Origin of the sequence: Aestuariibacter sp. A3R04, from assembly GCF_018860805.1 — a bacterium.
Lineage (GTDB): Bacteria > Pseudomonadota > Gammaproteobacteria > Enterobacterales > Alteromonadaceae > Alteromonas.
This window is the reverse complement of record NZ_JAHKQR010000011.1, coordinates 164,416-185,375: the sequence shown is the minus strand read 5'-3', so window position 1 is coordinate 185,375 and position 20,960 is coordinate 164,416. Positions and strand designations below refer to the sequence as shown.

Here is a 20,960-nt window from a genome sequence, read left to right as displayed (position 1 = left end):
ACTTCCTCTTCTTACTGGGTTTCTCGGCGTAATTTCGAATAGCCTGTCATCATCTGGCGGTAAAACACGGGCGTTTCCACGCGCTCAAACACGCGTTCAAAACATTGGTAATCTGCTTTCAGGGCGGGTAAATCGCTTACCATACATGCATTGAGGTATCGATCGATAATGGCGTCACTACTGCTCTTTGCAGATAGGATATGCTCACAAACCTCAAGTTTGAGAACTCTACCTATAACCTCTCCTTCTGTATCACTCCCGACTACTACTGGCCCCCCTGCGTCTTCGAGTACTGCAGAAATACGCATTAACAATTCGTTGTCGTGACTGTGAACGCGGTAAGCATCTGTATCAGGCAAATACTCTTTAAAGCTATGTTGCCCTTTTTCGAGAATAGCTTCGGGCTGGGCAAACCAACGACCCGCAGCAAAATCGAGAATGGCAAGCTGCGCACTTATTGCTTGCGCCTGTACCCCTTTTCTGGCAGAAAAAAAAGCTTGTTGAGCCAGCTCATGGCAACGGTGCTTTGCCAGATCTTCAAATTTCGGCTGTGACAAATACTTGGCAAAAAAACGCAGTCTGTTACGTTCAAAATAGTAGTTACTGAAGGTATTAGTGGTATTCACCGCCCCCATTTTGTGTCTGACTCTCGCCTTACTGATGGCGTGAATCTCGTGACCAGCCCGTTTTACCCGCGTACACCAGTCCATGTCATCCCAATAAATAAAGTGCGCTTCATCAAAGGTGCCCACCTGCCGGACAATCTCGGTTCGAGTCACCATACAACACGCGGGCACATAGTCGCACACCACTGTGGCTGGCAAGCTAAGCGTGTCTCTTTGCCCTTTTAATGGCGTACTGACGTTGTAATTTTCCCAGTCTATAAACGCACCGAGTTCTTGCAAGACGTCTGGATTATCCATGGTACAAATTTTAGCGCCAGCCACCCCAACTGCTGGTTGCGTTTGTAGATAGGAAACCAAAGTTTGCAGGGTGTCGTCGTCAAGCAGAATGTCGTTGTCGAGTAAAGCGGTATACTCGCATTGGGACGCCACAGCAGCTTGCATACCACGGGAAAAGCCTCCCGCGCCTCCGGTGTTGGTGTCCAGAGCTATAAGCTCCACCCAATCAGCGTAATCAGTTTGAACCATTTTCTGACTACCGTCTTGTGAGGCATTGTCGACAACGAATACTTTCATGGCAGGCCAATTTTTTTTACTTACCCAAAGGGAATCGAGGCAGCCTTTAAGGTATTCGATTTTATTGTAATTACATATCACTACAGCCAGAGACGGTTTCACTATGCCCCCTCGCGTTCCAGCCAGGCTTTTATTTGCTCTGGATCATGGCGGTTTTCATATACCGTTCGATGCTTTTCATCAAAAAAATATCCCTGGCTGGCAGATTCGGTTATCCACTGTTGAAATCTGGTTGTGTTGCCACGAAACAAAAAATACAGGGCAGCGGCATACTGATGATGAGCAATGCCTGCCTTTATAGCGTTTTCATCTACACCAAATTGCGCGGCCAGCTCACAGGCATGACAAATATCTGCCAGACTTTGCTCCCTGCGTGCCGTACTGCGCTGAGTTTGCGCGCCAAAACTGTCCTGGTGAATGCGATAACGCCCAAGTACGTTTGGAATAAAATCGATATTCGCGTTCAGGTAACCTGCGTTTAAAATATAAAACGGGTAGTCCAGTATGATTTTGCATTCTTGCGCCACGGTTTCTGTTAACCAAGCATGGCGACGAAACATCACACTACTTGCCTGTAAGTACGTGCCGTATCGGATGAGATGGGTGATGTCAGAGCGCTGAGGAATATAGGACCAGTTGTAGGAAGACTGGCTATATAAACGCATCGTTTCATTGGTGTCCGAATCGAACATATCTGATTCGTGAAACACCATTTGGCAGTCTTCGTGGGTATCAAGGTAATCAATTTGTGTTTGTAATTTGCCCGGCAGCGCCACATCATCGCCGTCGAGATAAGCAATGTAATCGCCGGTAGCAGCCTCAAGTAAGGTGCGCATGTTATTTGCCAACCCGCCATTTTGCGTTTTAAGTATGGGTTTAAGCTGAGCAAACTCCTTAGACAACCCACGAATAATATCTGCCGTACTATCAGTGGACGCATCATCGCAAACAATCACTTCAAACGGAGCATTGACGGTCTGTTCCAGAACCGAACGCAAACACTCGCCTATGTACTTTTCCAGATTATAAGCAGGCACAATCACCGATAACTTCATTCGAATACCACACGTCGCGCTAATTGACTCAATAATTCATAGCCATCCCACTGAGAAGAAAATGCTAACGCATTGCCCAGAGGAACAACTCTGTCTATTCCAGCTATCGGCGCGTGAGCAAAAATCTTGAAAAGTGAGTCTTTACTCACCCCCGCGTAGGAGAGAGTTTGCCACCGCGGGTCGTCGTACTGAAGTAACTCTCTCGCGTTTATTACGGCTTTACAGCACACGGAATACTGGCCCGTATGACGGGCTAGTAAATCCGGTTTCCACGTTTCCACATGCGCAAGGTTCAACGAACCGGCTTGTTCACTGGCACTGACTAGTCCATTAGCCTGACACCACTGGCTGTATATGAGCTGCTCGTTTCTTCGCGTTAACGACGGCGCAGCGTTTCTCGTGATTGAAGACAACTCATTAGTGAATGCATCCCAATGTTCACTGTTACCCCGCCAGAACAGTATGCGGGGAGACGAACATGCCTGTTGTTCAAAAGGTTCACACTCGCGCCAAAATAACTCTGCTGTTTGTCGAATGTCAGTTACGCCATTGAAATCAATGTAAGAGGCAGAATAGCGGTCGGCAAAACTGATGTCCCGGCACCGCGGCTTACATGGCAGGGCCCTGATCGCACTAACGCTGTCATCGCCCCCCCAAAGTACCCTGGCATCGGCCAGTAAACTGATACAAGCGTTGTCAGCGTGCTCCCTTTCAAAGCGCACAAACTGATTTGCGGCCGCCACATCTTGGTATTCGGGTAGCTGCATGACAGATCTCATCACCTTCACCAATACCCCTTGAGTATGACCTTCACGACTGGACAAACGCACAATGTTTCGATTTCCCATTAGCAAAGCGCAAATCCAGCTGTATACAAACATGGTATCCACATTGGCAGGTGTATAATGCACCACAAGACCGAGCGGCTTATGTTCGCCCACTGCCAACGTACTTAGTACTTGCTGGATGTTGGCGCGACGCAACCAAAACCCCAGCGCAACCAACTCAGGTAGTGCTCTGCTTTCGGGCTGCTTTAGCAGCGCTTTGGAGAATGTTTCTATAAACGCCAGTACCATTTCTTCACCGGCACTGCCGTTACTAGCAGTTAACGCGGGTAACGAGTCTGCGTTAACTGCGGATTCAAAAGGCAAGATCTGTTGAATAGTCATGATTGCCCCGCTGTATCACTGCAGCCGCGCATTTCAGTTTTAGGTAACCTACCTGCAATACTGAAATAGCGGCCTTTTCTACCACATGCACAATCATCTTCTCCTAATAGCGTCCCCATGTCTTCGGTAAGAATACTAAAGCCCGGATAGCTGGTGGGAATGGCAGAAATCACCTGTATTAACCCCGTTTTCCCAAAAGGCAAAGGCACTAGGGAATAGGGACAACGCACGATAACATCCGCCAGGGAAGGGGCGTGCAGGTGGCCATGTTCACACTCAACAAACACACTGCCTACCTGTTCAGCCATGCCGTAAAAGTTGTGGATGCGCGTTATCCCGGTAACTGATGTCAGCCTTTTCTTAAACGTATCATTATTGACCTGTTGATCTGAGAGCTTTTTCCAGCCACCACTGTGAATTAACACCCCCTGACTAAAATCCAGAGAATCGCCAGTGTGTTCGAGGGCCTTCACAAAGTTCAGCCACACCATGAAGGTAAAACCAAACAACAATACCGGCTTGCCCCGGTTTTTATTCGCAAAATCTCGCACAGCATCGACATTTAAACTCATGTCTGAGTTTAGTGCATAGGTGTGCTCGCGACCGAAAAAGGCCATCCCCTGAATCCCTGCCCCCCTGGCAGAAAGGTGAGGTTTTTTAAGTACATCAGGCGAATCGATGATGAGCATTGGCAAACGTTGCTTGCCAATAAATGATTGCATGATGCTGACAAGCGCACGGCTCTGCCTTGCACTGGTTTGCCGATCTAGAGAAATTCTGGCTGGCGTTTGACCCGTTGTTCCTGATGAGCGGAGCTCACGAAATACGGCGTCTTTCGGTACGCTGAGTAAATCCATAAGCTTGAATAAACGCACTGCCAAAAAGGGCAACTGATCTTCATCGTCAAAAGAAACAGGCATATTGGCGAACAAAGCGTGATAAGCCGGACAATGACTCAAGTGATATCGGTGTAATTCTTCTAGTATTGCACGCAGACGCTGGGATTTGTCTTGCTGACAAAATCCAAACACTGGCTGCGAGGCATAGTCAGCAAACAATACTTCGTAGTGCGTTAACGCATAATCCGTCATCTCACGAAGCCGCCATTTTCAATATTGACGCGTAATCTGTTTTGCCATTTGCCAACAATGGCCACTGCCCGATACCGATGACGCACCTTGCTTTTGGCGGACACGTTACTATTTTACCTAATTGGTTAATTACCTCAGCCTCATCTGACGGATGGCAAGCTACCACGATAAAATCGTCCTGACCTGCAACTTTGACACTAAACCCCTTTTCTTCAAACAGGTTTTCCAACCCGTCTAAACTCAACCGTTCACCGAAAAGCTTGACAAATCGCTTTTTGCGGCCGGAAATATAGTAGTCTCCATCTTCATCACGGCGAGCCACATCGCCAGTATAGAGACGAGACTCCGGCGTAAAAGTCCCCAATTCAGAAGCGCTGGCCACATAACCAAGCATGGTATTTGGGCCCTGATAAACAAGCTCGCCATCAACGCCCGCACTTTCGATCAGCTCCCCGTTGTCATCCACTAACAAAAAAGCACCACCAGGAACGGGCCGACCGATAGAGTCTGGTTTATCAGATACCCTGTCTGGAGATAAGTAGCTCATTCGTGCGGTTGCCTCTGTCTGCCCATACATTACAAAAAATTGCTTATTGTACTTATCGGCATAATCACTCAATGTTTTAACATGCGTACCAGCCAGCTTGCCCCCGGCCTGAGTAAAATAGCGCAACTGAGGTAGCGCACGGTTTGTAAAGCGCAACCGGATTAACATCTCATAAAATGACGGCACCCCTGACAACGACGTGATGGACGCAGTTTCAAGTAGTTGCCAAAACCCTTTGTCCAAAATGGTCATCGTGGTCAAGTGAATGGAAGCTCCAGCTTCTAGATGTGTGTTGAGTACCGAAAGCCCATATGAATATGACAAAGGCAAGGTAAGCAATGCTACGTCCGAGGCGATCATAGGCAAATAGTCAATGATTGAATTCGTATTCGCTCTCAGGTTGTCGTAAGACAGCGCTACGTATTTCCCGCCACCGGTGGAGCCTGAAGTCGTCAGGATGACCGCGAGATTTTCATCAAGGTGATACTGACCACTTTGCCATACCGTTATCTCTTCGCCATCGATAAGAAGCGCCGGCGACAATGCAAGACGCATTTGGGCCTTCCCTGCTTCTGACAACGCAGGGGAATAAAGAATGACCGGGTAAGTCAGGCGTAAACACGCGAGATAGGCACAAATGGCTGCCGGCGTATTGCCCATGCGAAGTGCGACTAAACCTCGCTGAGGTAACACTTGATTCAAGCGCGTTTCCCAACGCGCTACCTGCTGACAAAGTTCGCGGTAAGTCAATGAGGAAGCGTCAGTGATCAGCGCTTTTTGATGTGATTCGTGTTTTTCGATAGTTCGCCAGAACACTGTACTCACGGGCAGAAAAGCCCATCCACAGGCAGTACATGCCCGGTTGTGTAAGCAGATTGACGAGACAGCAAGAACACTACAGCCCGGGCCACATCTCCAGCGCGCCCTACCCGTTTCATCGCTATGCGGTCTTCAATTTTCGCTCTGGCTTCGGGTTCAAAATGACGGGTTAACTCGGTATCGACAAACCCTGGCGCAATGGCGTTGACGCGAATACCAATGGCCGCAAGCTCTTTTGCCAGCGATTTTGTGGCGCCAGTTAATGCAGCTTTGCTAGCCCCATAAGCGCTCATGCCATTTGCCCCCAACTCTCCCACCTGGGAAACGATGTTGACGATACTGCCATGACGGTGTCGCGCCATGAGCCTGCTGGCCAGTTGCATGTGCTGATATGGTGCGAGGAAGTTAACATTCAACTGATTTTTAAGTCCGTCCATGGTGTTAACTGACAACGCCGCTTCCTCCATGATCCCCGCGCAATTCACCAGCCCCATCAAAGGCCCGACATTCGATTGATTCTGGTGTTTCTGAATGTGTCTGAAGGCTTCTTTTACCGCTTTTTCATCGGTAACGTCGTAATTGAGGGGCGTAACGCGCTTTTCGAACTGATGAACCAAAGCGTCCAGTTTCTCATCGTTCCTGCCAGCCGCAAATACCGCAGCACCAGCCTGCACGCACTCGGTCACAATAGCGCGCCCTATGTCACCAGTTGCTCCAGTGACCAAGACAGAACCACCTTTAAGAACAATAGATTCAGAAGGAGATGTCATAGTTTGCCAGTATTTCTTTCGCTTTCGCTACCGTACTCATGTCGATGATGTCGTCCGTATCTAACATCACATCGAATGTGTTCTCAATTTCTGAAATCAGGATCATATGAGCAGTTGAATCCCACTCTTTAATAGTATTGTAAGTGAGTTGATCCGTCACCTGACCTTCTTCTACCCCTAAAGCCTGAACAAACGATTGAACGAGTTTTTGCTGATTGTCCACAAAAAACCTCTTAATTGACTAAGACTTGCGCAAACGCGACAAGAATGACTTTAAAGTCACAGTTTGCCGTTCATAGGCCTCTTTTTGCAAGCACAAGTGTATAAAATCATCACGACTGCTGATTTGATACCCCAATTGCTGGTTGTATTTCAACGCAGCAACATTGGTCGATTTAACGGCTGCCCGGAACTTATCTACCTTCATATATTTGAAACAATAATCGTATAGCGCTAACGTTGGTGCAAATGCCAGTATATTACCCTGATATTTTGGTTCACCGATATACAAACCCGGCTCTAACGTGGTTGCCGTATTAACCGTCTCTCCGGTTACCGGTACTTTCACGTTTGTGGCACCGATAGGTTTGCCGCGATATTCAATCAACCAATGCATTTGGGTGTGATCATGGCAAATCTTCTTGAACCAAGCGTACTGTTGCTCCTCTGAAATCAATGACGTGGTTACCATTTTCTCACGTACAAAATCACTGTTTCGCCAACCGCGGAGCAAGGCCAAATCACTTTCTTTGATGGGGCGTAAAAGAACCTGATAGGCGGAAAGTTCAGGCGTACTCACCGGCAATGATTGTTTCACTGTCAAATCACCTCAGCGATGGCATTTAATAGCCGTTCAGCACCATCTGCACGGTATCGGCCCGCTAACGCATCGTGCATTTGGGCGAGTTGCCCGGGATTTTGCCACAGCGTTTTCACTCTCTTGGCGATATCATAAACGGGTGCGCGGGCAGTGCAATCAAACGCCTCACACCACCCCTCATCAACAACATGCGCTGTTGCCATGCGTTGATTTTCAGCGACCATGAGCAAAATGGAGGGCGTTTCACATACGCCAAGTTCAAATTGACTTCCTCCTGCGGCACTAATGGCCAGCTTACAGTGACGCCATACATCAGCCATATCCTGGCAATTGTGAATGTGTTGGATGGGTAAGGCACTGGCTTTTATTGCCCCTTGCAGTTCCTGTAACCCCTTGAAGGCCGCGCCGGTTATAACCCGTATAGGTACATCGGCCAGGGTCTCACTCAGCGCGCTTATAAGTGGAACAGTCAAGCCTTTGGGATCGCTGCCACCAATACAAAGTGCTATACCATGGCGCCGTTCAAAGGGTATATTCGCGCCTTGCTGAAACTCCCTTCTCATTAATCGGTACTGCGAGCCAGAACACACAGTTGCGCGAGGGTTGATGTGCATGTACTTTTCATCAAGCGCGCTGGTTGTGCTATTTACAATTAGTGACGCCTGCGCGACTAATGAGCGTTGTCCGTCATCCATAACTACCAAAGGAATACCGCTTTCCTTCACAGGCTGCAGTTGTTCAACACTGATGTCGTAGCCATCCGCTATCACGGCGCAGGCGTGGATTTCTGATGCCAAACCGCTCAACCACTCCCCTGCTTGATTATCAGGCAATGCAGGTATTTCTGTAACTGGGTAAATCCAGTCCTGACGTGCTATTGCCAGTGCCTTGCCACCAACGTCGACGACAAAATGGCAGGGTATATCACTGGCTTCTGCAGCTTGTGCCAGTGCCAGACAGCGCATAAGGTGGCCCATGCCGATTGTCGACGACACATTTACCCTAAACAGCAATGGTCTCACGGTACAATGTGCTCCCATTTCAGCGCCGTTCCCTTTTTAAGAGCACAACGGGCTGTTGCACCTGCCACGTCCTGCCAATATTTCGGCGCAAGACCAAATGCCGGCCGCACGATTTTTAGGTTGCTGTTATCCAGTACTTCGCCGGCAACTACATCCCGGCTCACATAAATAGAACGCCGATATTGTTTGGCTTTCTCTTCGTCGTGACTGCCGCCATATCGCACCTGCCCCATGGCCTGCCAGGCGCGCTCAGATTCTGTCACCAAGCTCTTGAGTTCCGCCGGTTCTAGTGAAAAAGCGGCATCGACGCCTCCGGCACTGCGATCGAGAACAAAGTGTTTTTCAATTACGGTAGTACCCAGCGCTACCGATGCCACCGACACACCTATTCCGCTGGTATGGTCACTTAACCCTACCTGACAATGAAAGGCCTCACGCATGTTTGGAATAGTGATCAAGTTCGTATTCCCGGGGTCTGCCGGATAGGTACTTGTGCATTTCAACAGAATAATATCGTCACAACCGTGAGAACGAGCACAGTGAACCGCCTGCTCAATTTCAGACAAACTGGCCATTCCCGTAGACATGATAAGCGGCTTTCCCTTGCTAGCAGCATGTGCAATAAGGGGGAGATCTGTGAGCTCAAAAGACGCGATTTTAAAACACGGCACCTGCAAATTGTCGAGAAAATCTACGGCGTCAATGTCAAAAGGAGAACTAAACGCCAGCATTCCAAGTGCGTTTGCTCGCTCAAACAGAGGCTGATGCCACTGATACGGGGTTGCGGCTTTTTGATAAAGCGCATAAAGCGACTCACCGTGCCACAAACTGTCTGTTTCCCCGATGACAAAATCGTCAGTTTGGACATCCAGCGTCATGGAGTCGGCGGTGTAGGTCTGCAACTTAATAGCATGAGCGCCGGCTTCAGCTGCCGCGTCGATCATTGCACAAGCGAGTTCAAAGTTCTGACTGTGGTTACCACTGAGCTCTGCAATAATAAACGGGGGTTCATCATGGCCGATGATTCTGTTGCCTATTTTCACATCATGCATGATTGCGCTCCTCCAGAATAGACAGCACGCCAGCGACTATCGCCTCAGAAGAAACTGGTTCTGCAGACATGTCAGTAGCATAATCCGGCATAAGCGTTCTCGGATCAACCTCTCCGCTTATCACCAAAGAAGGGGTTCCCACAGTAGCTGCCAGCCATTGTGGAGCCGATGGTACGGTAACTAACAGTGCACTGGCTTTTAGCTGCGCCAGGGTTTGCGCCATAGAACAACGCCCATCAAAGCCAGTCCATACCTCACAACCTGCCTTTTCCAACTGCACTTGCAATGCATCACCGTAGGGGTAATGTCGTTCTTTCGTTCTCGCATTTGTCGCCAGTGCGACAACAGGCCGATCAACTGCAGATAACCGCTTGTCTGCTTCAACGGGAATAGAAAAATCCATGTCTATGGCGCTGAAGCCACAACATCGGCGCAAATAAAATTCCGGATAACCCCGTTCGGGAGGTTCTCCGTATTCCCACCATGTGGTGTGCCATTGTTCCATGCTTAGCCAAGAACTCTGCATATACTGTGCTGGCGTATTCACATAATCGGCAGACAGTGTTTGATTTTGAAATTTATCAACTAGCTCGGCCACGCCAATACTCATTGTGTTGCCTATTACAGGCTCGCCTGCATCTTTGAGAAAGCGCGCCAGAAAACAAGGCATAAACCAGGTATCAAGGTTAATAATCTGTGTATATTCTTCTCCAAGAATAATTTCTGCCAACCCCAAAAACGTCTGCATGGCATCAACGATATTTTCTGGCCACTCACCATGCTTTAGTGCATGGACCCTTAGTGAGGGTTCGGCAAGGTTGAGAATATCTTCCCCTGCCGCATAGGTTAGCGCGTGTAATTCAGCATGAGGAAACTGCTTGCGAATATGCCTTACCGCCGGAATACCGATGCACGTAACATCGCCTAGCCCGAGCATCCGAATGATCAGTATCTTTTCTTTCATGTTATTCCATAGCTACATATGCCCGGTACATTAACTCAGCCCTTTGCCAATCTTCTGGCGTATCGATATCCTGGACGAGATAGCGGGGAAGTACAATAGGTATGCTGGTAGATGCAAAAGTCGGCTTACCGGATAACCACGCATCTGTCGTCCCCCAGTAGAACTGGCCCGCATCGTGATAACACTCTACGAGATCCTGTGAACGCTTTGCCATATTTTCCGGTTGAATGGGAACCACGCCTTTCCCCTGCAAGCGAATTGCGCGCTGAATGGGAAACGGAAATGTGGTAACGGAAAAAGCAAAGTGCATGTCGGCATCCGCCTGAAGGCTTTGAAGCCCTTCCTTTAATTTGTCGGGCTGTAAAAAGGGCGCGGTGGCGTATATGCAACACACGTAGGCCAATATCCCCTTACCTTTTTGATAAACATCTATAGCATGCTGCACAACAGGAAAAGTGCCGACAACATCATTGGCAAGGTCTGCAGGCCGCATAACCACATAGGTCGCGCCATAATTTCTCGCGACAGCCGCGATTTCTTCAGAATCTGTCGTCACGACTATATCGTCGAATAATCCAGATTGGTTAGCAGCTTCCAACGAGTAAGCAATTAAAGGTTTGCCTGCAAAGGATTTGATATTTTTACCTACAATGCGTTTACTGCCACCTCTGGCCGGTATCACCGCTATATTCACATCAATGCCTCTTTGAGACTGTTGATAACCTTACCCTGGTTATCGGCTGAAAGATCGGGATATAAAGGCAACGTGATTGCTTTTTGATAATAGGTTTCGCTATTGGGGAAGTCGCCCTTCGCAAAACCCATGCCCTGATAATAGGGGTGTAAATGAATGGGAATGTAGTGCACGTTCACACCAATCCCCTTTTCACGCAGCGCTTTGAACACCTGGGTTCGATCGTGTTCAGGTAGCTCAATCACGTACAAATGCCAGGCGCTGTTTTCGTCCATGAGAGGACGCGTTACCGGTAACGCCGCCAGTGCCTCGTTATAGTATTTGGCCTTCTCGAACCTGGCGCCGACAAAGGCGTCGAGTTTAGCAAGTTGCACTAAACCCAATGCCGCGTGCAGATCGCTTAATCGGTAGTTAAAACCCAGATCTATCTGGGCATAGAACCACGACTCATGTTCGTGCCCAACTGGCATTTTCGCTTGCTGTTTAGTAATACCGTGGGAGGCAAATAAGCGGAGTTTTTCCGCTAGCGTACCATCATTGGTAAACACCACACCGCCTTCTGCAGTAGTGATGGATTTGACCGGGTGAAAACTACTTACCACCATCGCTGAATAGGTACATGCGCCAACCCGGTTACCAAGCTTATCTTTACCACCGAATGCATGGGCTGCGTCTTCAATTAATGTAATGCCCAGGGGCGCGGTTAACGCGGCAATGGCCCGCATATCGCAACTGCTGCCAGCAAAGTGTACAACCACAATTGCTTTGGGCAACCGCCCTGCTGCTGTAGCGTCGTTAAGCTTATTGCTGAGCGCCGATACACATAGATTGCGTGTGACAGGGTCAATATCGACAAAATCCACCGCTGCGCCGCAATAAAGCGCTGCATTGGCAGAAGCAGCAAAGGAATTCGGCACGGTCCATACCACATCACCGGCTCCAACACCTGCGGCCAAACAGGCCATGTGCAAACCCGATGTACCACTGTTACAAGCTACGGCATAACCGGCTCCAGTGTAGTCACATAACGCTCGCTCGAACGCCGGCACCTGCTTCCCTTGGGTTAAAAACTCATTTTTAAGAACATGAACAACTGCTTCGACGTCTTCGTCACTTACCGAGTGTTTACCGTAAGGGATCATAACGTTATTTTATCCAACTCTCTTAGTTCATCCACACTGAGAAAATGAGGGTTCTTACCCGAGTGATACTCAAACTTGTCTTCCACAGAGTTGCCGGATTCATCCAGGCGGTTTTTAAAGTAATCGACATTTTTGTCAAAGAAGGTTATCGCGGGTGCAATGACAAAATGATTGTCAAATTCTATGGAATGGTGTGCCATTTCCTCTGGCACCATTACTTCGTGCAGTTTTTCGCCCGGGCGAATACCAATGATATCAAACTCCCGTTTGCCACTCATTGCCTCAACCAGATCTACAATACGTATGGAGGGAATTTTGGGTACAAAAATTTCTCCACCCTGCATACGTGAAAAATTGTCCACCACGAACTTAACACCTTCATCCAGCGTTATCCAGAATCGGGTCATTTCCGGGTGTGTAACGGGTAATGCCTGCCGCCCTTCCGCTAACAATTTACGGTAGAACGGCACAACAGAGCCCCTCGAACCTACCACATTGCCATAGCGGACAACAGAAAAACGCGGACCAGAGGCACCGGAAATATTATTTGCCGCCACGAACAACTTATCTGACGCGAGTTTAGTGGCCCCGTATAAATTAACCGGGTTTGCGGCTTTATCTGTAGACAGTGCAATGACACGGGATACATTGTTGACAATACAGGCATCGATGACGTTTTGTGCGCCGTTTATGTTGGTCTTAATGCACTCATTGGGGTTGTATTCCGCTGCCGGCACTTGCTTTAATGCAGCAGCATGCACCACGTAGTCCACGTCCTTTATTGCCGTTATTAAACGGTCTTTGTCTCTTACGTCACCAATAAAATAACGCATACAGCCAGCATCATAATGTTGCTGCATTTCAAATTGCTTCAACTCGTCTCGGGAGTAAATAATGATTTTTTTCGGCGAGTAATTGGACAACAGGTAGCTGACAAACTTTTTGCCAAAAGAGCCTGTTCCACCGGTAATGAGGATGTTCTTATTATTAAACATGCTATTTATTCCACAGTTATCTGCTGTTCGTTGTCAGCCTTGAAATATTGAGCGCAACTTAAAGCCACAAACGCATCAGCGATATTTTTTGGCCGCCTTTTGGCTTCGTAAAAAGTGACTAACGTCGTCTTTAGCTGATTTTAGCAAAGTCTGCGCCACTTCTGATAACTTATTATTGACGCTAACTTCCTGTTCTGCAAAAGATCTCGCGGAATTTTTGTCGAGTGTGAGTAAATGGGATTGAATAATGTCGTCTCTGGCTTGAATAAGCTTGAGTAGAGATTGATAGCGCGTTTCTTCGTCTTCCCCCGCCAAGCACTGCAAAATTTTTGCATTAATATCTGCGAGTGCCGGAGGGGTCAGGGAATGATTGAGTTCTTTGTTCACACGGCCTGACGTTTTTGGCGCTGGGCTTCATAGGCTTCGTCTTTTGCAGCCTGAGGAATTTGTACCCATGCGTCCCGAATTGGAGTTAACAGGCTAATCACTTCATCGAGGATCTGCAAGTCATTACGCACATGGGCTTCTCCGGTTCGCTCAATCATGTACTCGTAGAGAGAAAACATGTTTTCAGCGACTTCTCCCCCAACGTCTAAATCCAACGTATCACGCAAATTCATCAAAATGGCAGTAACACGTGAAAGAAACTCAGACTTCGCTGCGTACTCTTTTCGCTCCATCGCCCCTTTTGCGTAGGCGAGGCGGTCTAATGCGCCTTGCATCAGCATGAGCGTAAGCTTGTGAGGATCAGCATTGGCAATATCCTGTTTCAGACTGCCTTTACGATAAGCATTAATGCCTTTAAGTGCCATGATAACTCCTAACTTAACCTAAGGATGCCAATAAAGCAGAGCCTGTCTGATTCAACTGCGCCACCGTTTGATCGAGGTTTAAATACTTGTCGCGCAAAATCTGTTCATAGCTTGCCATTCTCAATTCCAATCGCTCGCGATCATCGTATATTTCTTCACGATTATCCTTCGCAGCGCGTTCGCGCAGACTGATTAAGCCACTGTATGATGTATACTGATCGGCAAACTCATAGAGTTTAACGGCAATACCTTCGTTTTCATCAGTAAAAAGTTTAGCTATTTCATCAAAATTGTCTTCTAAAGCATCTTCGAGACGTTCATTGCCCGACCCAAGTCCGAAATCTGTATCGCCGATTTCCAGTTCACCGTCTGAGTTTAGTTCAACACCCAGTTGGAAAAGACCGCCAAGAGATGAAGAAGCTACGTTACCGCCAACAATTGAACCCAGGCCGGTCATAATGCCACGCATAAGAGAATCGCCGGCAAGGGCCCCATCTTCTTCCAGTTCTGATTCCCCATAACGGGTCAGATTTTGCAGCTCTTTCATGACTTTGTTGTAGTTGTCGACGAAGTCGCGGATTTTCTTGTCCAAACCGTCGCGATCATAGCCAATTTTTAATGTTGATGCCTGGTACGTCACACCATCTGCAGCTAAGGGAGAAACCCGTTCAGCCTCAAAAGACACGTTTTGAATGGTATTTTCAAATTCATTGGTGCTGCTTTCTACAACAATGCCATCGATATTTGCCCGCGCATTGGACGCTGCTGAAATGTTTGATGCAGAAATAAGACCGGTGGGGTTACTGCTGCTGGTAGCCACGCGATTAAGCTCAGCAACGCCAGTATCGTTAACGATCTCCAGGTCGTTACCCGCTCCGGTGACATCTGATGTAAATACAAGTTTAGGGCCGGCAGAGGTGCCGGTATCGATAATATTAGCGTTCACACCGAAGTTATCTTCGCTGTTGTTGATCGCTTCCCGAAGCTGAGTGAGCGTCATACCAGCAGAAACATTGATGCTAAAGGAGTCACCTGTGCCACCGACGTTAAACGTCAAAGAACCGGAACCAGAAGACAGTACGGCATCATCGGGGCTGGTAAAATTGCCGTCATCGGAAACAATGCGACTTCCGCTAGCAAGTTGCTCTACCACTATTTCATAGCTACCACGAAGTGCGGAATTTGATGCTTCAGCGGTAAAAATATCCACGTCATCATCAGGATTGGAGATAGTGGGTTTACGACCGTTAATATCGTTATCACTGCGCAGGTCATCCACTGAATCTTTAAAATCTGACAGCAAGGACTTAACCTGCCCAAGACCGGAAATTTCTGCCTCTACACGATCTTCACGCTCGTTTAACGCCTCAGTTTTGGGCGTACGCTCAGCATCAAGCAATTGCGTGACTAGATCGTCAAGCGCAAGTCCAGAACCAACACCCAACGATTGTATAGTCATTTGTTACCTCGTCTTAAACCTGGTTGTTTACGAGCACTCCCACACTACTTCCAACGTCTTCCTGCAAATTTTTTATCCGCTCGGCAAGTCTTAAGACTTCGTCGGAAGGAATTTGCCGGATAACATCACCAGATTCAGAATCTTTAACTGTGACAACAGAGCGCTTAGTCTCTTCGTCTACAGAAAACGCTAAATTTCGATTCTGAACTTGTAGAAATGCCTCGACCTCACGGGCAGCTACCTCAACATCATCAAGGTTCTGCACCTCTCTGATCGGGTTATCGGCTGGCGCAGTACTTCCTTGAACATTTTCTTTAGCCGAAGCGCTATCAATTTGTCCAGATGCCACATCGCCAGCACCATTTTCAGTTCGCGTATTCCGCAGTGGTGAAGATGCCTGTAATTCCGCCAAAGTCGAAGCAATATTTTGGCCACTTTGTACATTTACGATTTCCACATTACCCTCCCATTCTCAAATGAGCAAAAGGGAAACACCCGTTGTATTTCCCTTACCCTTTAAGTACGGATCCTCTGTTATTATCCTAACAGAGAAAGCGCTGCTTGTGGACGCTGATTCGCCTGGCTCAATACTGAAATTGACGCTTGCTGCACAATCTGATTTCTCGTCAGCTCAGCCGTTTCAGAAGCGAAATCTGTATCGCGAATACGCGAACGAGCTGCAGACAGGTTCTCAGAAATACTGCTCAGATTTCGAATAGTAGATTGAAAACGGTTTTGCAATGCCCCTAAATCAGCTCGCACGCCGCCGATTGAAGAAATGGCACTGTCAATGGCCGTCAATGCTGAGCTTGCTCCACTAGCGGTCGCAATATCAATAGAACCTACACCTAATCCGGAAGCGCCAAAGCCGCTGGTGCGAGACAGGTTGATGCTAATGGACTGACCCGCGTTGGCACCAACCAAAAAAGTAGCAGAGTAATTGCCTTTGAGCAGATCTACACCACCAAACTGAGTGTCAGTTGAAATACGAGAAATTTCCGTTTTCAAAGCAGAAACTTCTTTCTGCAATGCTGCGCGGTCAGACGAACTGTTGATACCACTTTGCGATTGCACGGCTAACTGACGAATCCGTTGCAGACTGGTCGTTACCTCGGCCAATGCGCCTTCTGTCGTTTGTGCCAAAGAAATGGCGTCATTCGCATTGCGAACAGCCTGGTTCAACCCCTGTACCTGAGACGTCAGGCGGTCTGAAATTTGTAAACCTGCGGCATCATCGCCCGCACTATTAATGCGAAAGCCAGATGACAACCTTTCGAATGAAGTACTTAACTTATTGCTTACATCGAACAACTGACGCTGTGCGTTGATAGAAGAAGCATTAGTATTTACATATAAAGACATTTGAATACCTCCTAGGGATTCGATGCATTCAATGCTACAATCAAACCCTGCCAGTTCAGATTCGTCGGGTCACTACTCCCGTTGAATCCCCTCTTCAGTAATGCAAAAACGCATCACGTTTAAAGTAATTAAATTACCCCTCAACTAAAGGTATCGGCCAAACCTTTAGGTTCTTTAGTTTTTTTTCAAAAAAAATTAAATAAATTCACAACCAATTGTTTTAATTGAATTATTTAGATTGAAAAACAAGTTTAAACGGGCTTTTGGGTTGGTTTGAGATAAAAAATATTCTTGCGTCAGGGCAAATTTGGGGGAAAAATGCAGAAAGAAACCGGCAATAACGTGGTATTGAAAGTTATACCTCAGTATTGGCTGTCGTTTTTTTGACGTAATTTTGGCACAGCTTGTGCTTTATTTTTACTAGCGTGGACGTGGCGCAGAGTTCTGGCGAAAAAAGAAAAAAGGCCAGAACAGATGTTCTGGCCAATTTGCTCACGTTAGGAGATAGAGCAAAAAAGTAAAATCGTTTCCAGTCGGCTGGCAGGAACAATAGTAGAATTAACTGGCCTCTCAACCACACTTCTACCTCTCAGTCCTGTTAGTCGGCGTTTTCTTCTGTTAGCGGCTCCTTTTGGGGCCGCCAACGTTGGGTTGGCCTCTCAACTCCTCCCCACTCACTCACCGAGTGCAATACCTTCAGTGAATCAATTCTATCTTATCCGAGTAGCGATAGCGCTGCTTGTGGTCGCTGGTTTGCTTGGGACAACACAGTAGTGCTCGCCTGTTGTAAAATCTGATTTCGGGTCAGTGTTGCCGTTTCGGTGGCAAAATCTGTATCCCGGATGCGCGATCTTGCCGCAGATACATTCTCAGAAATGTTACTCAGATTGCGTATCGTAGATTGAAAACGGTTTTGAATCGCCCCCAAATCTGCACGCTTAGCATCGACAATAGAGATAGCCGAATCTACCGCAGTCAGTGCAGCAGACGCAAGATCCGCCGTTAATACGGATGTATCACTGTTGCCAACTAAACCGGAAAAGCCAAACCCGCCGCTTCTGGAAATATTAACACCAATAACTTGCCCGGCATTTGCTCCCACGAGAAAAGATGCAGAATAGCCCCCATTGAGAATATCTACGCCAGCAAATTGTGTTGTTGAGGCAACTCTTGAAATTTCGGTTTTTAATGCCGATACCTCTTTTTGCAGTGCCAGACGATCAGACGAACTGTTGATACCGTTCTGCGATTGTATCGCCAAAACCCGAATACGCTGCAAGGCAGTCGTGATCTCCTGCATGGCCCCTTCAGCTGTCTGTGCCAGGGAAATCCCATCATTGGCATTTCTAACCGCCTGATCAAGCCCCATTATCTGGGATGTCATCCTGTCAGATATTTGCAGACCGGCGGCATCATCCGCGGCACTATTAATTCGAAAGCCTGAAGACAAACGCTCAAACGCTGTCGTTAGTGCATTTCCCGAATTAAATAATTGTCGTTGTGCGTTCAAAGCCGACACGTTGGTATTTACATACAAACTCATGAGTTTCTCCTAACAAAAATGTCCGCGTTGTATGAGTGCTTATTGTCAACGCCGTAAACTAAAAACTGGCACATAGTGTGCTAGTACTTTTTAGTCAGTGATAAAAAACTGACGCATTACCGGTTCACTCCCGGTAGTGGCCGGGCAAAGTTCGCTTTGCTCCAGCTGACGGGCGGGTATGTCGTTCCAGACCTCATACCTCTCACTACCTCCTGGCTTCATTCCTGCCAGTCAGCGCCCTAGTGAGTACTCACTTCACTTTCAAGACGACATTTCTCAAATCGCGTTAAACATCACCTTTAATATGAAGGAATATTACCCTCCCAGCAGACTTAAGGCAGCCTGTGGACGCTGGTTCGCTTGAGACAGTACCGTTGTACTGGCTTGCTGCAGGATTTGATTGCGCGTTAACTCTGCTGTTTCTGTAGCAAAATCAGTATCGCGAATACGTGAGCGTGCAGCTGACACATTTTCAGAAATGTTGCTCAAGTTGCGAATGGTAGACTGAAAACGATTTTGAATGGCACCGAGATCAGCCCGTTTGGCGTCCACAATAGAGATTGCGGAATCTACAGCTGTCAATGCCGCAGAAGCGAGCGCCTCTGTAAGTACGGAAGTATCGCTACCGCCGACTAACCCCGAAAACCCAAAGCCACCTGCACGACTGACATTCACTCCAATGGTTTGACCCGCATTGGCGCCCACCAGGAACGAAGAAGAAAAAGTACCGTTTAAAATATCTACGCCAGCAAATTGTGTGGTGCTGGCAATCCGTGAAATTTCCACTTTCAGAGCAGATACTTCTTTTTGCAGCGCCAAACGGTCAGCCGAGCTATTTATACCGTTTTGTGACTGAATTGCTAAAACCCGAATACGTTGCAACGCAGTAGTGATTTCCTGCATAGCGCCTTCAGCCGTCTGGGCCAAAGAAATACCGTCATTCGCGTTTCGTACTGCCTGATCCAACCCCATGATCTGCGATGTCATGCGGTCAGAAATTTGCAAGCCAGCAGCGTCATCCGCTGCACTGTTGATGCGAAAACCTGACGACAAACGCTCAAAAGCTGTGCTCAGACCATTGTTAGTATTGAACAGTTGTCGTTGGGCATTTAACGACGACACATTGGTGTTTACAAATAAACTCATGTTTCTTTCTCCTAACGATTTTTGATACGCCGCTTTTTTTTGTTTTATACGGCTTTTGGATTTCGCTTATTGTTGTTTTTATTAGCGAAACTGAAACTGGCTTGCTGTTTTTATTATTCCCAGTCCCTTTGCTTTATGTATCGTACGCAGAGGAAAAATCCTTTAGGCTTTTTTTCGTTTTTTTAAAAATAAGCAGGTTATGGTTTTCTTAATACTTGTTTTAAAACGAAAATGGCCGGAACAAAGTCCGGCCAGTATGCTCAACGTTAGGAGATTGCGAGCAAACTCTCACGCATAGGGCTCTCAGAGTCACTACCTCCCGGCTTCATTCCCACGCGTTAAATTCATCAACTTATCCCAGTAACTGCAATGCAGCCTGAGGTCGCTGATTAGCCTGCGACAGTACTGTTGTACTCGCCTGCTGAATGATCTGATTTCGTGTCAGATTGGCTGTTTCAGTCGCAAAATCAGTATCGCGAATTCGCGAACGAGCAGCGGACACGTTCTCGGCAATATTGCTTAGATTACGAATGGTTGACTGAAAACGGTTTTGCAAAGCCCCCAGGTCAGCACGTACACCACCGATAGCGGAAATTGCCCCGTCGACTGCCCCCAGAAGACTGGAAGCGCCGGTAACAGTCGCGACTGAGCCGCTACTGATCCCCAATCCACCAGCACTAAAGCCGTTTAATCCCGCCAGATTTCCTGCAGATAAATTTACAGAAATTGTCTGTCCGGCATTGGCACCTACCAAAAACTGGGCGGAGAAACCACCGGTTAAAATATCTACACCGTTAAATTGTGAATCGGTGGAAATACGGGTAATTTCAGTTTTTAGTGCTGAGACTTCTTTTTGCAGTGCCAAACGGTCAGCAGAACTGTTGATGCCGTTTTGTGATTGCACTGCCAACTGACGGATGCGCTGAAGGGCTGTTGTGGTTTCATCCAATGCACCTTCCGCTGTTTGCGATAAAGAAATCGCGTCGTTAGCGTTGCGTACGGCTTGGTTCAAACCTTGTACCTGTGAGGTCATTCGGTCGGTGATTTGCAAGCCTGCAGCATCGTCTTTCGCGCTGTTGATCCGGAAACCAGATGACAAACGCTCAAACGAGGTGCTCAGGGCATTGCTAACGTCGAAAAGCTGACGCTGTGCGTTCAATGAAGACGCATTAGTATTAACGTACAAAGACATAAGTCTCTCCTACACTCTCAGTCCAGCAGGGCTGGCTGCCGGAACTACCGGCGATTACAAATAGTAGTCACCACAACCTGAGGGGTAAATGATGAACTGGCTCTCTC

Annotated in this window: 23 protein-coding genes; all 23 read right to left on the bottom strand. The window is 47.7% G+C overall.

The window, feature by feature from the left end; all coding sequences use genetic code 11:
- Positions 1 to 11 precede the first annotated feature (11 nt).
- A complete protein-coding gene (locus KO518_RS10195) occupies positions 12 to 1,301 on the bottom strand; it encodes a glycosyltransferase family 2 protein (protein WP_216025747.1) in 1,290 nt (429 codons plus the stop codon).
- A complete protein-coding gene (locus KO518_RS10190; protein ID WP_216025746.1) occupies positions 1,301 to 2,254 on the bottom strand; it encodes a glycosyltransferase family A protein in 954 nt (317 codons plus the stop codon). The genes KO518_RS10195 and KO518_RS10190 overlap by 1 nt, the downstream gene beginning before the upstream one ends.
- Positions 2,251 to 3,423: an acyl-CoA reductase gene (locus KO518_RS10185; protein ID WP_216025745.1), complete on the bottom strand. Its 1,173-nt coding sequence runs from the start codon at positions 3,421 to 3,423 to the stop codon at positions 2,251 to 2,253. Before KO518_RS10185 ends, KO518_RS10190 begins: the two co-directional genes overlap by 4 nt.
- Positions 3,420 to 4,514, bottom strand: a complete 1,095-nt coding sequence (locus KO518_RS10180) for an acyl-protein synthetase (protein WP_216025744.1) — start codon at positions 4,512 to 4,514, stop codon at positions 3,420 to 3,422. The genes KO518_RS10185 and KO518_RS10180 overlap by 4 nt, the downstream gene beginning before the upstream one ends.
- 1 nt (position 4,515) lies before the next feature.
- Positions 4,516 to 5,886, bottom strand: a complete 1,371-nt coding sequence (locus KO518_RS10175; RefSeq protein ID WP_216025743.1) for an AMP-binding protein — start codon at positions 5,884 to 5,886, stop codon at positions 4,516 to 4,518.
- Positions 5,883 to 6,650, bottom strand: a complete 768-nt coding sequence (locus KO518_RS10170; protein ID WP_216025742.1) for an SDR family NAD(P)-dependent oxidoreductase — start codon at positions 6,648 to 6,650, stop codon at positions 5,883 to 5,885. Before KO518_RS10170 ends, KO518_RS10175 begins: the two co-directional genes overlap by 4 nt.
- Complete coding sequence (locus tag KO518_RS10165) at positions 6,634 to 6,873, bottom strand: acyl carrier protein (RefSeq protein ID WP_216025741.1); 240 nt, start codon at positions 6,871 to 6,873, stop codon at positions 6,634 to 6,636. Before KO518_RS10165 ends, KO518_RS10170 begins: the two co-directional genes overlap by 17 nt.
- 18 nt (positions 6,874 to 6,891) lie before the next feature.
- The gene (locus tag KO518_RS10160; RefSeq protein ID WP_216025740.1) at positions 6,892 to 7,467 is read right to left on the bottom strand and encodes a GNAT family N-acetyltransferase; all 576 of its coding nucleotides are present in this window, start codon (positions 7,465 to 7,467) and stop codon (positions 6,892 to 6,894) included.
- Between the two features lie 2 nt (positions 7,468 to 7,469).
- Positions 7,470 to 8,492: a UDP-2,4-diacetamido-2,4,6-trideoxy-beta-L-altropyranose hydrolase gene (gene pseG / locus KO518_RS10155; RefSeq protein ID WP_216025739.1), complete on the bottom strand. Its 1,023-nt coding sequence runs from the start codon at positions 8,490 to 8,492 to the stop codon at positions 7,470 to 7,472.
- The gene (pseI, locus tag KO518_RS10150; RefSeq protein WP_216025738.1) at positions 8,489 to 9,544 is read right to left on the bottom strand and encodes a pseudaminic acid synthase; all 1,056 of its coding nucleotides are present in this window, start codon (positions 9,542 to 9,544) and stop codon (positions 8,489 to 8,491) included. Before pseI ends, pseG begins: the two co-directional genes overlap by 4 nt.
- On the bottom strand, positions 9,537 to 10,508 hold the full coding sequence (locus KO518_RS10145; protein WP_252736091.1) for a glycosyltransferase family 9 protein: 972 nt from the start codon (positions 10,506 to 10,508) through the stop codon (positions 9,537 to 9,539). Before KO518_RS10145 ends, pseI begins: the two co-directional genes overlap by 8 nt.
- Position 10,509: 1 nt before the next feature.
- A complete protein-coding gene (gene pseF / locus KO518_RS10140; RefSeq protein WP_216025737.1) occupies positions 10,510 to 11,202 on the bottom strand; it encodes a pseudaminic acid cytidylyltransferase in 693 nt (230 codons plus the stop codon).
- Positions 11,199 to 12,344, bottom strand: coding sequence for a UDP-4-amino-4,6-dideoxy-N-acetyl-beta-L-altrosamine transaminase (pseC, locus tag KO518_RS10135; RefSeq protein ID WP_216025736.1), 1,146 nt, complete (start codon positions 12,342 to 12,344; stop codon positions 11,199 to 11,201). The genes pseF and pseC overlap by 4 nt, the downstream gene beginning before the upstream one ends.
- Positions 12,341 to 13,339 carry a UDP-N-acetylglucosamine 4,6-dehydratase (inverting) gene (pseB, locus tag KO518_RS10130; protein ID WP_216025735.1) on the bottom strand — a complete coding sequence of 333 codons (999 nt, stop codon included), beginning with the start codon at positions 13,337 to 13,339 and terminating at the stop codon, positions 12,341 to 12,343. The genes pseC and pseB overlap by 4 nt, the downstream gene beginning before the upstream one ends.
- A gap of 75 nt (positions 13,340 to 13,414) precedes the next feature.
- Positions 13,415 to 13,726, bottom strand: coding sequence for a hypothetical protein (locus KO518_RS10125; RefSeq protein WP_216025734.1), 312 nt, complete (start codon positions 13,724 to 13,726; stop codon positions 13,415 to 13,417).
- Positions 13,723 to 14,151, bottom strand: a complete 429-nt coding sequence (fliS, locus tag KO518_RS10120) for a flagellar export chaperone FliS (RefSeq protein ID WP_216025733.1) — start codon at positions 14,149 to 14,151, stop codon at positions 13,723 to 13,725. Before fliS ends, KO518_RS10125 begins: the two co-directional genes overlap by 4 nt.
- Positions 14,152 to 14,164: 13 nt before the next feature.
- The gene (gene fliD, locus KO518_RS10115) at positions 14,165 to 15,610 is read right to left on the bottom strand and encodes a flagellar filament capping protein FliD (RefSeq protein ID WP_216025732.1); all 1,446 of its coding nucleotides are present in this window, start codon (positions 15,608 to 15,610) and stop codon (positions 14,165 to 14,167) included.
- Positions 15,611 to 15,623: 13 nt separating this feature from the next.
- The gene (locus tag KO518_RS10110; RefSeq protein WP_216025731.1) at positions 15,624 to 16,067 is read right to left on the bottom strand and encodes a flagellar protein FlaG; all 444 of its coding nucleotides are present in this window, start codon (positions 16,065 to 16,067) and stop codon (positions 15,624 to 15,626) included.
- Between the two features lie 80 nt (positions 16,068 to 16,147).
- Positions 16,148 to 16,972: a flagellin gene (locus tag KO518_RS10105; RefSeq protein ID WP_216025730.1), complete on the bottom strand. Its 825-nt coding sequence runs from the start codon at positions 16,970 to 16,972 to the stop codon at positions 16,148 to 16,150.
- Between the two features lie 715 nt (positions 16,973 to 17,687).
- Positions 17,688 to 18,515 (bottom strand): flagellin, encoded by an 828-nt coding sequence (locus tag KO518_RS10100; protein WP_216025729.1) that lies wholly within the window; start codon positions 18,513 to 18,515, stop codon positions 17,688 to 17,690.
- Positions 18,516 to 18,605: 90 nt separating this feature from the next.
- Entirely contained in the window at positions 18,606 to 18,737 is a 132-nt protein-coding gene (locus tag KO518_RS20085) for a hypothetical protein (RefSeq protein ID WP_256444431.1), read from the bottom strand.
- Positions 18,738 to 18,830: 93 nt separating this feature from the next.
- A complete protein-coding gene (locus KO518_RS10095) occupies positions 18,831 to 19,661 on the bottom strand; it encodes a flagellin (RefSeq protein ID WP_216025728.1) in 831 nt (276 codons plus the stop codon).
- Positions 19,662 to 20,013: 352 nt separating this feature from the next.
- A complete protein-coding gene (locus KO518_RS10090; RefSeq protein WP_216025727.1) occupies positions 20,014 to 20,853 on the bottom strand; it encodes a flagellin in 840 nt (279 codons plus the stop codon).
- Between the last annotated feature and the right edge of the window lie 107 nt (positions 20,854 to 20,960).

Coding starts and splice junctions, on each gene's coding strand:
- KO518_RS10180 (WP_216025744.1), bottom strand. CDS start 4,514: ATGACGGATTATGCGTTAACGCACTACGAAGTATTGTTTGCTGACTAT.
- KO518_RS20085 (WP_256444431.1), bottom strand. CDS start 18,737: ATGAAGCCAGGAGGTAGTGAGAGGTATGAGGTCTGGAACGACATACCC.
- KO518_RS10090 (WP_216025727.1), bottom strand. CDS start 20,853: ATGTCTTTGTACGTTAATACTAATGCGTCTTCATTGAACGCACAGCGT.
- pseC (WP_216025736.1), bottom strand. CDS start 12,344: ATGATCCCTTACGGTAAACACTCGGTAAGTGACGAAGACGTCGAAGCA.
- fliS (WP_216025733.1), bottom strand. CDS start 14,151: ATGGCACTTAAAGGCATTAATGCTTATCGTAAAGGCAGTCTGAAACAG.
- KO518_RS10185 (WP_216025745.1), bottom strand. CDS start 3,423: ATGACTATTCAACAGATCTTGCCTTTTGAATCCGCAGTTAACGCAGAC.
- KO518_RS10190 (WP_216025746.1), bottom strand. CDS start 2,254: ATGAAGTTATCGGTGATTGTGCCTGCTTATAATCTGGAAAAGTACATA.
- KO518_RS10145 (WP_252736091.1), bottom strand. CDS start 10,508: ATGAAAGAAAAGATACTGATCATTCGGATGCTCGGGCTAGGCGATGTT.
- pseB (WP_216025735.1), bottom strand. CDS start 13,339: ATGTTTAATAATAAGAACATCCTCATTACCGGTGGAACAGGCTCTTTT.
- KO518_RS10170 (WP_216025742.1), bottom strand. CDS start 6,650: ATGACATCTCCTTCTGAATCTATTGTTCTTAAAGGTGGTTCTGTCTTG.
- KO518_RS10095 (WP_216025728.1), bottom strand. CDS start 19,661: ATGAGTTTATTTGTAAACACCAATGTGTCGTCGTTAAATGCCCAACGA.
- pseI (WP_216025738.1), bottom strand. CDS start 9,544: ATGCATGATGTGAAAATAGGCAACAGAATCATCGGCCATGATGAACCC.
- fliD (WP_216025732.1), bottom strand. CDS start 15,610: ATGACTATACAATCGTTGGGTGTTGGTTCTGGACTTGCGCTTGACGAT.
- KO518_RS10105 (WP_216025730.1), bottom strand. CDS start 16,972: ATGTCTTTATATGTAAATACTAATGCTTCTTCTATCAACGCACAGCGT.
- KO518_RS10100 (WP_216025729.1), bottom strand. CDS start 18,515: ATGAGTTTGTATGTAAATACCAACGTGTCGGCTTTGAACGCACAACGA.